This window comes from Gordonia sp. IEGM753, assembly GCF_050321825.1.
Taxonomy (GTDB): Bacteria; Pseudomonadota; Gammaproteobacteria; order Pseudomonadales; family Pseudomonadaceae; genus Aquipseudomonas.
Genome location: NZ_JBNQGB010000002.1, coordinates 485,531 through 498,973 on the forward strand (window position 1 = coordinate 485,531; position 13,443 = coordinate 498,973).

Here is a 13,443-nt window from a genome sequence, read left to right on the forward strand (position 1 = left end):
CAGCGCTACCCGCACGCCGCGTTAAACCCACATCCCTGGGTGCTCGACCATAATAATTCGCTCCACTGGAGCACAAGACTGTCAGGGATAACCGCATGACCAGCACGACTTATAGCGATACCACGCCTGCGCAACCGACGAATTCGGCCACCCGCGTGGCGACCGCAAGCTTCATCGGCACCGCCATCGAATTCTACGATTTCTACGTTTATGCCACTGCCGCTGCGCTGGTGATTGGCCCGGTATTTTTTCCCCAGACCTCTGGCACCGCGCAGATGCTGTCAGCCTTCCTGACCTTCGGCATTGCGTTTCTTGCCCGGCCGCTCGGTTCGGCATTGTTTGGACACTTCGGTGACCGCATCGGGCGCAAATCGACACTCGTTGCCTCGTTACTGCTGATGGGTGTGTGCACTACGCTGATCGGCGTGCTGCCGGGTTACGACAGCATCGGAGCCTGGGCGCCGATTTTGCTGTGCGTGCTGCGCTTCGGCCAAGGCTTGGGTTTAGGCGGCGAATGGGGTGGCGCAGCATTGTTGGCAACAGAGAATGCGCCGAAGGGCAAACGCGCCTGGTTCGGTATGTTCCCGCAACTCGGGCCTTCCATTGGATTCCTGGCTGCCAACGGCTTGTTCCTGACGCTGGCCATGACGTTGAACGACGAACAATTTCGCGCATGGGGCTGGCGGATTCCGTTCTTGCTCAGCGCAGTCTTGGTGATGGTCGGCTTGTATGTGCGCCTCAAACTCCACGAAACACCGGTGTTTGCCAACGCAATGGCGCGCCAGGAGCGAGTCAAGATCCCGCTGGTCGAGCTGTTCAGCCAATATTGGGCACCGATGCTGTTGGGAGCGGGCTCGATGGTGGTGTGCTATGCGCTGTTCTACATTTCGACCGTATTTTCCCTGAGCTACGGCGTCTCGACGCTGGGCTACACCCGCGAGACCTTTCTCGGCCTGCTGTGCTTTGCGGTGCTGTTCATGGCAGCCGCTACACCGCTGTCGGCATGGGCCAGCGACCGCTATGGGCGCAAACCCGTGTTAATCATCGGTGGCGTACTGGCGATTTTGTCCGGGTTCCTGATGGAGCCGTTACTTACCCAAGGCTCGACCTGGGGCGTAGCACTGTTCTTGTGTATCGAACTGTTCCTGATGGGCGTGACATTCGCACCGATGGGCGCCATGTTGCCAGAACTGTTCCCCACTCACGTGCGCTACACCGGCGCGTCTGCCGCTTACAATCTGGGCGGAATCGTCGGAGCCTCGGCGGCGCCGTTCTTCGCGCAGAAACTGGTAGCAATGGGCGGTTTGAGTTATGTCGGCGGGTATGTATCGGGGGCTGCGGTGCTCAGCTTGATTGCTGTGCTGTGCCTGAAGGAAACGCGCAATAACGATTTGAATCGGGTTACCTGAATCGAAGACATCCCCAGCAGGCTGGCCCCCACATGGAAATTGGATGTACACAAAATGTGTGACCAACCAATAAACCTGTGGGCGCTGGCCTGCTAGCGAATGCCGCGCCTCGATTTACAGCTCTACAACAACAGCCTTTGAAGCACGGGTCGCTTTGGCGCGAGCCGCTTCAATCGACTCATCCCGCGCCAATGCCACGCCCATCCGGCGCTGACCATTCACTTCTGGCTTGCCAAACAGACGCAATGCCGTGTCCGGCTCGCTCAATGCGGCACCCAGGTTCGAGAATGCGGTTTGGGTCGACTGCCCTTCCACCAGGATCACCGCCGAAGCCGATGGCCCGAACTGGCGGATCAGTGGAATCGGCAGGCCCAGAATCGCCCGGGCGTGCAGCGCGAACTGCGACAGATCCTGAGAAATAAGGGTCACAAGACCAGTGTCATGCGGGCGCGGCGACACTTCGCTGAACCACACCTGATCACCTTTTATGAACAGCTCAACACCAAACAGACCCCGACCGCCCAAGGCCTCAGTGACCGCTTTGGCGACGCGCTCGGATTCGGCCAAGGCGATCGGGCTCATCGCTTGTGGTTGCCAGGATTCCTGGTAGTCGCCTTTTTCCTGACGGTGACCGACCGGCGCACAGAACGTGGTACCACCCACATGACGTACGGTCAGCAGGGTAATTTCATAATCAAAATCGATGAAGCCTTCAATGATCACCCGACCTTTACCGGCGCGACCACCTTCCTGAGCGTAATCCCACGCCGCTTTCACGTCATCGGTGCTGCGCAGCAAGCTCTGACCTTTACCCGACGAACTCATCACCGGTTTCACCACGCACGGAAAACCGAGGTCTTCGATGGCCTTGCTGTAGTCCTCGAAGGTATCGGCGAAGTGGTACGGCGAGGTCGGCAGGTCCAGCTCTTCTGCGGCCAGGCGACGGATGCCTTCGCGGTTCATGGTCAACTGCGTGGCGCGAGCGGTCGGGATCACCGTGAAGCCTTCAGCTTCCAGTTCCACAAGCGTCGCCGTGGCAATGGCCTCGATTTCCGGCACGATGAAGTGCGGCTTCTCGGCTTCGATCACGGCGCGCAGGGCAGCACCATCGAGCATGTTGATCACGTGGCTGCGATGCGCAACTTGCATGGCCGGGGCATTGGCGTAGCGATCAACGGCAATCACTTCAACGCCCAGACGCTGCAGCTCGATCACCACCTCCTTGCCCAACTCGCCACAGCCACACAGCAATACGCGGGTCGCGGTCGGCGACAACGGAGTTCCGATACGGGTCATCTCAGGTCCTCAAGAAGCGGATCATCGAGGGATGCAACGCCAGGCGCGCTTCCCATGGGGAGAAAGCGCGGCATTTTACATGAACCACAGCGTTTGGCTTCAGCTGGCGACGGCCTGTTTGCGTATACGCCAGGCCATGATCAACCAAACCGCTGTAACACCAGCGAACTTGGAACCCATTGCGGTAAGGATCACCGCCGGCGTGAACGCGTCGATCATGCCAAAGAAGATGAATGTATCGAGGGGAATGCTGAGCGCCGAACTTATCCACAAGCGATCATGCAGTGGGCGCTTGGTAATACTGAACACCAACCAGTCTATGCACTCGGACACCGCAAAAGCGGTGGCACTTGCCATTGCAATGGAGGGATCGGAGGTCACGTAGGACAACACTAGCGCCGCCAGCATCGCGACAATGGCGCCATGGCCAAAACGGGTTTGCACCATATCGCGCAGGACGAACACCAAGCCACCCCATGCCGACCAGATGATGTCCAGATGCGGTGCGCTGGAAAACGCGTAATTGATCAGCACGACGCTGCTGATATAGGCGATCAGAAAGAGCATGGCGATTGGCAAGGCCTGGATGAATGAGTAATAGAGGTAGGAGCGAGCTCGCGATTGTCGACAACGAAAATGCATAAAACCAGATGATCTGCGCCGCCCTTGCGTTTTCGCGAGCACGCTCGCTCCTGCAGGAAAGCGCTTTTTAATTATCGGATTTTGTACCCATCATCCACAACAACCCACTCGACTTGGCCCGCTCATGGCACAGCCCCAACACGTGGCGACGCTCCTCGTTGTCCATGCGGCTCCAACGGGTAATTTCTTCCACGGTGCGCTGGCACCCGGTGCAGATGTCGTCGTTGTCGAGCGCACAAATGCTCACGCACGGGGAACGAACCGGGCGCTCAGGTGTGCTCATTGTTCTTGCTCGACCAGATCGCGAGCGTAGCGCTGGGCGTTGTGCACGTAGTGCGCGGCACTGGCTTCGAGCATTTTCTTCTGCTGCTCGGTGAGTTCGCGCACCACTTTGCCTGGCGATCCCATGACCAGCGACCCGTCCGGGATTTCCTTGCCTTCGCCAATCAGTGAGTTGGCGCCGATGATGCAGTTTTTGCCGATTTTAGCGCCGTTTAGAATCACCGCATTAATACCAATCAGGCTGTAATCACCGACAGTGCAGCCATGGAGCATGGCGTTATGGCCGATGGTCACGCCGGTACCGATAGTCAGCGGGTAGCCCATGTCGGTGTGCATCACCGTGCCGTCCTGGACGTTGCTGTTCTTGCCGATCAGGATCAACTCATTGTCGCCACGCAGCACCGCGTTGAACCAGACATTGGCGCCCTCTTCCAGCTTGACCTTACCCACCAGCACCGCATTTGGTGCGACCCAACTCTGCGGATGGGTTTCGACGCGGGCGTCGCCCAGACGGTATTTCATTTTGTTGTCCTCACGGCTCAGGCAGGCTCACGTGAAAAAAGCCAGGTTTACACCATACGAATGATGGCTTCAGGTATTGATAAAACTTTTGGGGGGCTGGTGCAGGCTTATTTTCGCGTCATACAACAGGTTGATCAACTCGACGATCATGATCGCGGTCAGGCCCCATATCTTGTACTCGCCATAGCGATAACTCGGCACGTACCAACTGCGGCCCTGGTAATCGATACGATGCGTGTGTTCGCGCGGATCCTTTCGGAAGAACTCGAGCGGAACGCTGAACACCGCCGCAATCTCGGCGTCGTTGGCCCGGTACTCGACGAAGTCCGGGATAACGCCGACATACGGCGTAACTTTGATGCCATGCAGCGAAATCAGCGGGCTCAGCGGGCCAATCACTTCAACCAGCCCGGGTGGCAGGCCGATTTCTTCTTCCGCTTCGCGCAACGCAGTGAATATAAGGTCGGGGTCTTCCGGGTCACGTCGCCCACCGGGAAAGGCAACTTCGCCACCATGTGTGGAGAGTCCACTGGCGCGCAAGGTCAGGACCAGTTCCGGTTCATCACTGCGAGTGATGGGCACCAACACGGCGGCTTCGGGGAAACGCCTGTCGGTTTCCAGTGTGCGTGGCGTGTGGTTGCTTACCCGATGCAGTAGCTCGTCCAGCATGAGTGTTCTCGATCTGTGCCTTACCCTGCATCATGCACCAATCACACCGACCGCCCAAGCCCCGAACTGCCATGTGTCGCTAAACGACAACTTGCCGACAGACACCGCTGCACGCCAAGATAGGCGCAGCATTCAGGAACCCAAGCATGAAATTTTGCAGCCAGTGCGGCAACCCGGTGAAACAACGCATTCCAGACGGCGACTCGCGCCTGCGTTTTGTCTGCGACAGCTGTCAGACCATTCATTATCAGAACCCCAACATTGTCGCCGGATGCGTGGCGACCTGGGGTTCCAAAGTGTTGCTGTGCCGCCGCGCGATAGAGCCTCGCCTCGGTTATTGGACCTTGCCGGCAGGCTTCATGGAGAACGGTGAAACCATCGAACAAGCCGCCATTCGCGAAACAGCAGAAGAAGCCTGCGCCCGCGTGCGAAATCTCAGCATCTATACATTGATCGACGTGCCGCATATCAGCCAGGTGCACGTATTCTTTCGCGCAGAGCTTGCCGACCTGGATTTCGCCGCCGGCCCAGAGAGCCTCGAAGTCGCGCTTTTCGAAGAAGCCGACATCCCTTGGTCCGAGCTGGCTTTTCGCACGGTGGGCCGTACCCTAGAATGCTTCTACGCTGACCGGCGGACCGAGGAGTATCCCGTGCGATCCGAATCAATTCCGCCCCTCGCGCAACCTGCCATCACCTGAGGTGATAGTTCGTTAAAAAACACCTATAAATAAATAGTCGCGACACCTCTAGGGATATCGTTTCAATGCGCTGGTTGCTTGCCCTGTTTTGCTTGATGTTCGTTGCTGTGTCCCAGGCTTCCACCGTGGTCACTCTGGATGGCAAGCCTATCGAAAAAATCCTGGTGCTTAAATCCGCGCATCAACTGCAATTGATTGCCGACGGCAAGCCGCTGCGCACGTACCGCATTTCGTTGGGCAAACAACCTAAAGGCACAAAATTGATGGAAGGCGACAAGCGCACGCCCGAAGGCTTTTATTGGGTGGACTGGCGCAAGGTCAGCGACCGCTTCAACCTGGCGATGCACATTTCCTACCCCAATGTGACCGATGCCGCCCGCTCCCGCCGCGAAGGTGTAGACCCAGGCGGGATGATCATGATTCACGGTACTCCGGACACTTATGATTACCCGGAGAACCTGTTTCATACCCTGGACTGGACCGATGGCTGCATCGCCATGCGCAACATGGACATGCGTGAAGTGTGGGGATTGGTGCCCGATGGGACGATGATCGAGATTCGTCCTTAAACCAGCCTTTCCATTGCCGTCTGCGGCGACAACCGCCGCAGGCTACGAGTGATCACCCCGCGCAATATCCAATTGCGCATCGTTCCAGCCTCGCGCAAACATCGACACGATACCTGCAACAAGCAACAATAAAATCTCGCTAAAATCACCTTTTCGAGTATTCCTCTCAATTTTTTTCGACTGCTTGCCATCGTCGATCCTCGCGGTTAGGGTTGAAGGCATGAAAACCTCTCACACCCTCATTCAGCTCCGCCAGCACCGCAGCCTGTGCCTAGTCAGTGCACGACTGCCAGGCTGAATCGCGGTGCCTCGTCCTTGCGCTTTATCCCTCTAACACTGAACCACCGGCAGGCCGCCTTTTTTCGGCCCACACAATAAGGATTTCCCGATGAGCATGCTCAAAGACCCGTCTTCGAAATATCGCGCGTTCCCGACCATCGACATCCCGGACCGTACCTGGCCGTCGAAGACCATCACCACGGCACCGATCTGGTGCAGCTCTGACCTGCGTGACGGGAACCAGTCGCTGATCGAGCCGATGGACGCAGTCAAAAAACTGCGCTTCTGGAAAACCCTGGTCTCGGTGGGCGTTAAAGAAATTGAAGCCTCTTTCCCGGCCGCTTCGCAAACCGACTTCGATTTCGTGCGCACCTTGATCGAAGAAGGCCACATCCCGGACGACACCACCATCCAGGTGCTGACCCAGGGCCGTGAAGACCTGATTGCTCGCACCTTTGAATCGCTTCGCGGCGCCAAGAAAGCCATCGTGCACCTGTACAACGCGACCTCCCCTTCCTTCCGCCGCATCGTCTTCAATCAAGACAAGGACGGAATCAAGGAAATCGCTGTAAGCGCGGCCAAGCTGTTCGTCAAATACGCCGCCCAGCAACCGGAAACCGAGTGGACTTTCGAGTACTCACCGGAGACCTTCAGCGCCACCGAACTGGAGTTCGCCAAGGAAGTCTGCGACGCGGTGATTGAAGTGTGGAACCCGACGCCTGAGCACAAGATGATTCTCAACTTGCCGGCCACCGTCGAATGCGCCACACCTAACATCTACGCCGACCAGATCGAATGGTTTGGCCGTCACATCAACCGTCGTGACAGCGTCATCATCAGCCTGCACACCCACAACGACCGTGGCACTGGCGTTGCCGCCACCGAACTGGGCCTGATGGCAGGCGCTGACCGCGTCGAAGGCTGCCTGTTCGGCAACGGCGAGCGCACCGGTAACGTCGACCTGGTGACCGTGGCACTTAACCTCTACACCCAGGGTGTAAACCCTGAGCTGGATTTCTCGGACATCGACGGCGTGCGTAAAGTCGTTGAAGAGTGCAACCAGATCCCGGTACATCCGCGTCACCCATACGTTGGCGACCTGGTGCATACCGCATTCTCTGGCTCGCACCAGGACGCTATCCGCAAAGGCTTCGCGCAGCAGAAACCGGACACACTGTGGGAAGTGCCTTACTTGCCGATCGATCCGGCCGACATTGGCCGCAGCTACGAGGCGGTCATTCGCGTCAACAGCCAGTCGGGCAAGGGTGGTATCGCTTACTTGCTGGAACAGGAATACGGCATCAGCTTGCCGCGCCGCATGCAGATCGAGTTCAGCCAGGTTGTTCAGCGTGAAACCGACCGCTTGGGCCTCGAGATGAGCGCACAGCAGATTCACGCATTGCTGCACAGCGAGTACCTGCAAGCCAATACTCCGTACGCGCTGGTCAGCCATCGCCTGCAGGAAGAAAACGGTAACAGTTCGGTGGAAGTGGAAGTCTCGGGCAAAGGCCAGGGCGAAACCAATCTGCACTGGCGTGGCAAGGGTAACGGTGCGCTGGAAGCACTGGTTGCCGGTCTGCCAATCCCGGTGGAGATCATGGACTACAACGAACACGCCATCGGCGCGGGCACCAATGCCAAGGCTGCGGCCTACATTGAACTGCGGGTGAACGGCGAGCGTGCGGTACACGGCGTGGGTATCGATGAAAACATCACCACTGCCAGCTTCAAGGCTCTGTTCAGTGCGCTGAACCGCTCGCTGAGTCAGCCGGAAGCTAAAGAAGCGGCATAAGCGGCATAAGCGTTCGCTGACATGCAAAGGGCCCCAGGGTGAGAACCTTGGGGCCTTTTTGTTTGCCTGGGATTTTTGTGTGGTCTGTTAAGGCCCCATCGCGAGCAGGCTCGCTCCCACAGGGGATTTGGGTGAACCGATAACGTGTGTTCACACCGATCAAATGTGGGAGCGAGCCTGCTCGCGAAGGGTCCGACTCAGTCGACCGAGCTCTCAGGTGAACTGGAAGGTATCCGCATCCAGATTCGCCGGGAAGCGCTGCCGATAAGCCGCCAGTTCCGCCGCATTCAGCACCACCTGGAACACGCCATCCGCCTCACCTGCGCTCAGCAGGGACTCACCCTGAAAGTCCAGTACCTGACTGTCGCCGGTATAGGCAAAGCCTTTCCCGTCCGTGCCAATCCGATTCACGGCCGCCACATAGCAGAGGTTTTCAATGGCCCGTGCCGGCAACAACCGATTCCAGTGCAGGCGACGCGCGCCCGGCCAGTTGGCGGTGTATAGCAACAATTCGGTGTCCTGCGCATCGCGACTCCACACCGGAAAACGCAGGTCATAGCAAATCAGCGGCCGCACTCGCCAGCCCTTGAGCTCAAACTGCACCTGACGCTCACCCGGCGTGTAGTGATTGTGCTCACCGGCCATACGAAAGAGGTGGCGTTTATCGTAGTGCCAGACTTCACCGTCGGGTCGCGCCCATAACAACCGGTTGCGATGACTGCCATCGGCTGCCTGAACAATGACACTGCCAGTAATCACCGCGTCCAGTTTCGCAGCCTGAACCCGCAACCATTTGCTGGTGGGACCGTTTTCGGACTCGGCCAGGGTCTCGGACTCCATCGAAAAACCGGTGGTGAACATCTCCGGCAGGATGATCAGGTCAGCACCGCGGGCTTGTTCCAGCAACTGCTCGAAGTGCTCGAGGTTGGCCTGACGGTCATGCCAGGCCAACGTCGTCTGGATCAACGCAATGTTCAGATTAGGAAGTGCACTCAGATCACGCATAGTTTTGCCGCTGCTTCGCGCAGGGTCTCCTCGCGTTTGGCAAAGCACAGACGCACCAGGCGCTGGCCTTCGGGTGGCGTTTGGTAAAACACCGAAATCGGGATGCTTGCCACGCCATGTTCACGGGTCATCCACAGCGCCATCTCGACGTCATTGAGGTCCGGACGAATCTTCGAGTAATCGACCAATTGGAAATAGGTGCCGGTCACCCGGGTGAAGCTGAAACGTGACGGCGCCAGCAAATCACAGAACAGGTCACGCTTGGTCTGATAGAAATCTGGCAGCTCTTCGACATGCTCCGGATGCTCGGCCATAAAATCAGCCAAGGCGAATTGCAGCGGTGTAACGCCGCAGAAACTGACGTACTGGTGGACCTTGCGCAGCTCCGCCGTCAGGTCCGGCGGGGCGACAACGTAGCCGGTTTTCCAGCCTGTGACGTGATAGGTCTTGCCGAACGAACTGATGACGAAGGCACGCTGATAAAGCTCTTCGTGATTCAGCACGCTGACGTGAGGCACACCATCGAATACCAAGTGCTCGTAAACCTCATCACTGACGATGTAGATGTCGCGATCACGGATCAAATCCGCCAACTGGTCCAGCTCGGCACGGCTAATCAGCGCGCCGCTCGGGTTGTGCGGTGAGTTCAGGACAATCATTCGCGTGCGCGGTGTAATCGCGTCGGCCAACTTCTGGAAGTCGATGGAGAAATCGTTCAGGCCCAACTGCACATGCACGCAACGACCGCCGGCCAGCTCCGTCGCTGGCTCATAGCTGTCGTAGCAAGGGTCAAACACGATCACTTCATCGCCACTGTGGATAACGGCCTGAATCGCACAGAAAATCGCTTGAGTGGCGCCGGGCGTGATGGTCACTTCATTGTCGGCATCGACAGTAACGCCATAGCTGCGGGCGATCTTCGCCGCCACTTGCTGGCGCAGCGCGGGCAGCCCGGTCATTGGCGAGTACTGGTTGTGACCGTTTGCAACGTGCCGCCCTACCGCATCGCACAGCGCCTTGGGGGCATCAAAATCGGGAAAACCCTGTGACAGATTCAGCGCGCCGGTTTGCGCCGCGAGCTGCGACATCTGAGTAAAGATAGTGATGCCGACATTCGGCAGCTTACTGGTGATCATCGGTGATTCCCTGCTCTGCACCCGGCTCTAACGGCGGCGCGGGAGAGCCCGAGAATAGCCCAAATAGCGCCCATAAAAAAAGGGCACCAGCCGGTACCCTTCTTCTTATACATTCACCACATAAGCCCTGTGGCGAGAGATTTATCCCCGCTCGCCTACGAAGTAGTCGTAAACCCTGCACAGCGGCTCATCTAACAGGCTGCTGCTGATGGTTTTGGGGCGGCTGCACCGCCCAACGTGGATGAGTCCCCTCGCCACAAAAGCCCACCTCATGCAGTGGGCTGTCGGCAATCAGCGCTTGTCGCGGCGCTTCTTGTCGGCTTTCTTGTGGTGCGACATCATGCGACGCTTCTTGTTGACCTGACGGTCTGTAAGCGAGTTCTTGTTGCCTTCGTACGGGTTCTCGCCGCCCTTGAACTCGATGCGGATCGGTGTACCGACCAGCTTCAAGACACGACGGTAAGTGTTTTCCAGATACCGTACGTAAGACTTCGGCACCTTCTCGATCTGGTTACCGTGGATCACGATGATCGGCGGATTCGCGCCACCCAAGTGGGCGTAACGCAGCTTGATCCGGCGGTTGTTGACCATCGGTGGCGCGTGTTCGCCAACCGCATCTTCCAGAATCGTGGTCAGACGGTTGGTTGGCCAGCGGGTGACCGCAGACTTGAACGAGTTCTGTACGGATGCGTAGAGGTTGCCCACGCCCGTGCCGTGCAGGGCCGAGATGAAGTGGATGTCGGCGTAGTCAACGAAGAACAGTCGACGTTGCAGCTCGACCTTCACGAAGTCGCGCTCGCCCGGCGTCATGCCGTCCCACTTGTTGATCGCGATCACCAGCGCACGACCCGCCTCAATGGCGAAGCCCAGCAGGTTGAGGTCGTGATCCACCACGCCTTCGCGGGCGTCCATCACGAAGATCACCACGTTGGCGTCTTTGATCGCTTGCAAGGTTTTAACCACGGAGAATTTTTCAACTTCTTCGTGAATCTTGCCGCGCTTGCGCACACCGGCGGTGTCGATCAGCGTGTACTTTTCGTCGTTACGCTCGAACGGAATGTAAATACTGTCGCGGGTGGTGCCGGGTTCGTCATAGACGATTACCCGGTCTTCACCGAGCATGCGGTTGACCAGCGTCGATTTGCCAACGTTCGGGCGGCCGATGATCGCGATCTTGATACCGTCTTTTTCACTTGGGCCAGGAATGCGCTTGGCTTCCTCACCTTCAGCAACGATCTCTTCTTCGCCGTCTTCCGGCTCTTCTTCGTCTTTCGGGAATTCGCTCAGTGCGATTTCCAGCATCTGGGTGATGCCACGGCCATGAGCACCGGCGATCGGGATCGCGTGGCCCATGCCCAACGGGGCGAATTCGGCGCGTGCCATTTCAGGGTCGATGTTGTCGACCTTGTTGGCAACTACGTAAGAACGCTTGTTACGTTTGCGCAAATGCTCGGCGATCATCTGGTCGGCGGCGGTGAAACCAGCCTTGGCATCTACCAGGAACAGAACAACATCTGCTTCTTCAATGGCCAGCAGCGACTGCTCGGCCATTTTTTCGTCCATACCGTGCTCGTCACCAGAGATACCACCGGTGTCGACCAGAATGTAGGAACGCCCTTGCCACTTGGCCTCACCGTATTGGCGATCACGGGTCAGACCGGACAAGTCGCCGACAATGGCGTCGCGAGTCCTGGTCAGGCGGTTGAACAAGGTGGACTTGCCGACGTTCGGTCGGCCCACCAGGGCGATTACGGGAACCATGCGGCTCTCCACTTCGTTATTTCAGAAAATACAAAAGCCGCTGCTAGGCAGCGGCTGGTGCTCGGGGCAATCACCATGTGTGTTTTTGCTGGAGCGAGTTGTTCGCAAAAAACGCCTGGGAGCTGCGTTTATTCAGGCCGCCAACGTGATCGTTGACGCCTGCAGCGGGCGAACTCGACCCTACAGTCCTACCAATGGTGAAGCCGCTTGAGGGATTAACCCCAAGCATAGTCAATCCACTACTTAATGGTCAGGGCTTCCAGTTTGCCGCTGTTACCAAATACATAAATCGTGTCTCCCACCACCAGCGGACGGGCACGCAGGCCGTCGCTGTCGATGCGCTCGCGGCCGACGAAACGACCGTCAACCTGACTCAGCAGGTGCAGGTAACCTTCCATATCACCGACTGCTACATAGCTGGAGAACACTTCCGGAGCCGACAATTGACGGCGGGCCAGCGAATCGTTGGTCCACAACGCAGTGGTTGAACGTTCGTCGACGCCTTCAACAGTGCCCGAAGACAAGCTTACATAGACGCTACCAAAGCCCTGAGCAACGCCGGCATAGCTGGAAGCATCACGCTGCCAGAGCTGACGACCGCTTTCCAGGTCCAGCGCCGCAACGCGGCCCTGATAACTGGCAACGTACAAAGTACCGCCGGACAGCAACAGGCCACCGTCGATATCCACTACGCGTTCCAGTTCCGAACGACCCTGTGGAATCGCTACACGTTGTTCCCAAACCGGCACGCCGTTGGAAATGTCGAGAGCAACCACTTTACCGGTCGACAGACCAGCCACCGCGAGGCGGTTGGTAACGATCGGTGCGCTGGTGCCGCGCAGGGTCAAGACTGCAGGCGTGCTGTCATACAACCAGCGCTGGGTGCCGGTAGCGGCATCCAGGCCGATCAGACGGTCGTCCTGAGTCTGAACTACAACCACATCACCGTTGTTGGCCGGCGGTGCAAGCACTTCGCTGGACACGCGAGCGCGCCATTTCTCTTCACCATTGGTAGCGTCGAGGGCGACGATTTCACCCTTCAGCGTACCGATCATGACCAGACCGTAACCCACGCCAACGGCGCCGGAAACAGGCAGTTCCAGATCTTTCTTCCATTTGACGTCGCCATTGCTGCGATCCAACGCCATCAGCACACCAGTAACGTCGGCTGCGTAGATGGTGTCCCCATCGATCGCCGGCACCAGCATGTTGTAGGTTTCGCCCTGACCGTCACCAACCGAACGACTCCACTGCTTTTGCAGGACAACTTCTTCTTTGAAGTCGACCAACTCGGCAGGCGGCAATTCTTTTTTGCTGTTGCTGCTGCAACCCGCGGCCAAAATGGCCAGAGCCAGCAATGCTGCATGTTTCCAACGGATCACG

General features: G+C 57.9%; 13 protein-coding genes. 4 read left to right on the top strand and 9 right to left on the bottom strand.

The genetic code is table 11. The features are described 5' to 3' along the window. The first annotated feature begins 95 nt into the window (after positions 1–95). The gene (locus ACQR3R_RS15165; RefSeq protein WP_428273099.1) at positions 96–1,409 is read left to right on the top strand and encodes a metabolite/H+ symporter; all 1,314 of its coding nucleotides are present in this window, start codon (positions 96–98) and stop codon (positions 1,407–1,409) included. A gap of 114 nt (positions 1,410–1,523) precedes the next feature. On the opposite strand, the gene purT is transcribed toward ACQR3R_RS15165, so the two are convergent. From purT to ACQR3R_RS15190, 5 genes are all read right to left on the bottom strand, one after another. After that, positions 1,524–2,705, bottom strand: coding sequence for a formate-dependent phosphoribosylglycinamide formyltransferase (gene purT / locus ACQR3R_RS15170; protein WP_428273100.1), 1,182 nt, complete (start codon positions 2,703–2,705; stop codon positions 1,524–1,526). 99 nt (positions 2,706–2,804) lie between these two features. Beyond that, positions 2,805–3,272, bottom strand: a complete 468-nt coding sequence (locus ACQR3R_RS15175; protein ID WP_428273101.1) for a hypothetical protein — start codon at positions 3,270–3,272, stop codon at positions 2,805–2,807. Between the two features lie 142 nt (positions 3,273–3,414). Beyond that, the gene (locus tag ACQR3R_RS15180; protein ID WP_428273102.1) at positions 3,415–3,630 is read right to left on the bottom strand and encodes a DUF1289 domain-containing protein; all 216 of its coding nucleotides are present in this window, start codon (positions 3,628–3,630) and stop codon (positions 3,415–3,417) included. Then, complete coding sequence (locus ACQR3R_RS15185; RefSeq protein WP_077049363.1) at positions 3,627–4,151, bottom strand: gamma carbonic anhydrase family protein; 525 nt, start codon at positions 4,149–4,151, stop codon at positions 3,627–3,629. Before ACQR3R_RS15185 ends, ACQR3R_RS15180 begins: the two co-directional genes overlap by 4 nt. Positions 4,152–4,220: 69 nt before the next feature. Further along, on the bottom strand, positions 4,221–4,820 hold the full coding sequence (locus ACQR3R_RS15190) for a CoA pyrophosphatase (RefSeq protein WP_428273103.1): 600 nt from the start codon (positions 4,818–4,820) through the stop codon (positions 4,221–4,223). A 146-nt stretch (positions 4,821–4,966) separates the two neighbouring features. Here ACQR3R_RS15190 and ACQR3R_RS15195 point away from each other — a divergent pair, with 146 nt between their 5' ends. The 3 genes from ACQR3R_RS15195 to leuA all read left to right on the top strand — a co-directional run bounded on the left by ACQR3R_RS15195 (position 4,967) and on the right by leuA (position 8,158). Continuing rightward, the gene (locus ACQR3R_RS15195) at positions 4,967–5,518 is read left to right on the top strand and encodes a zinc ribbon domain-containing protein (protein ID WP_428273104.1); all 552 of its coding nucleotides are present in this window, start codon (positions 4,967–4,969) and stop codon (positions 5,516–5,518) included. Positions 5,519–5,583: 65 nt separating this feature from the next. Then, the gene (locus ACQR3R_RS15200) at positions 5,584–6,087 is read left to right on the top strand and encodes a L,D-transpeptidase family protein (protein ID WP_428273105.1); all 504 of its coding nucleotides are present in this window, start codon (positions 5,584–5,586) and stop codon (positions 6,085–6,087) included. A gap of 388 nt (positions 6,088–6,475) precedes the next feature. Further along, on the top strand, positions 6,476–8,158 hold the full coding sequence (leuA, locus tag ACQR3R_RS15205; protein ID WP_428273106.1) for a 2-isopropylmalate synthase: 1,683 nt from the start codon (positions 6,476–6,478) through the stop codon (positions 8,156–8,158). A 213-nt stretch (positions 8,159–8,371) separates the two neighbouring features. Here the strand turns inward: leuA and ACQR3R_RS15210 are convergent, their stop codons facing one another. From ACQR3R_RS15210 to bamB, 4 genes are all read right to left on the bottom strand, one after another. Further along, a complete protein-coding gene (locus tag ACQR3R_RS15210) occupies positions 8,372–9,163 on the bottom strand; it encodes an amidohydrolase (protein WP_428273107.1) in 792 nt (263 codons plus the stop codon). Further along, positions 9,151–10,299: a methionine aminotransferase gene (locus ACQR3R_RS15215; protein ID WP_428273108.1), complete on the bottom strand. Its 1,149-nt coding sequence runs from the start codon at positions 10,297–10,299 to the stop codon at positions 9,151–9,153. Before ACQR3R_RS15215 ends, ACQR3R_RS15210 begins: the two co-directional genes overlap by 13 nt. Before the next feature lie 291 nt (positions 10,300–10,590). Continuing rightward, a complete protein-coding gene (gene der, locus ACQR3R_RS15220) occupies positions 10,591–12,060 on the bottom strand; it encodes a ribosome biogenesis GTPase Der (protein WP_428273109.1) in 1,470 nt (489 codons plus the stop codon). A 239-nt stretch (positions 12,061–12,299) separates the two neighbouring features. Next, positions 12,300–13,442 carry an outer membrane protein assembly factor BamB gene (gene bamB, locus ACQR3R_RS15225; protein ID WP_428273110.1) on the bottom strand — a complete coding sequence of 381 codons (1,143 nt, stop codon included), beginning with the start codon at positions 13,440–13,442 and terminating at the stop codon, positions 12,300–12,302. Between the last annotated feature and the right edge of the window lies 1 nt (position 13,443).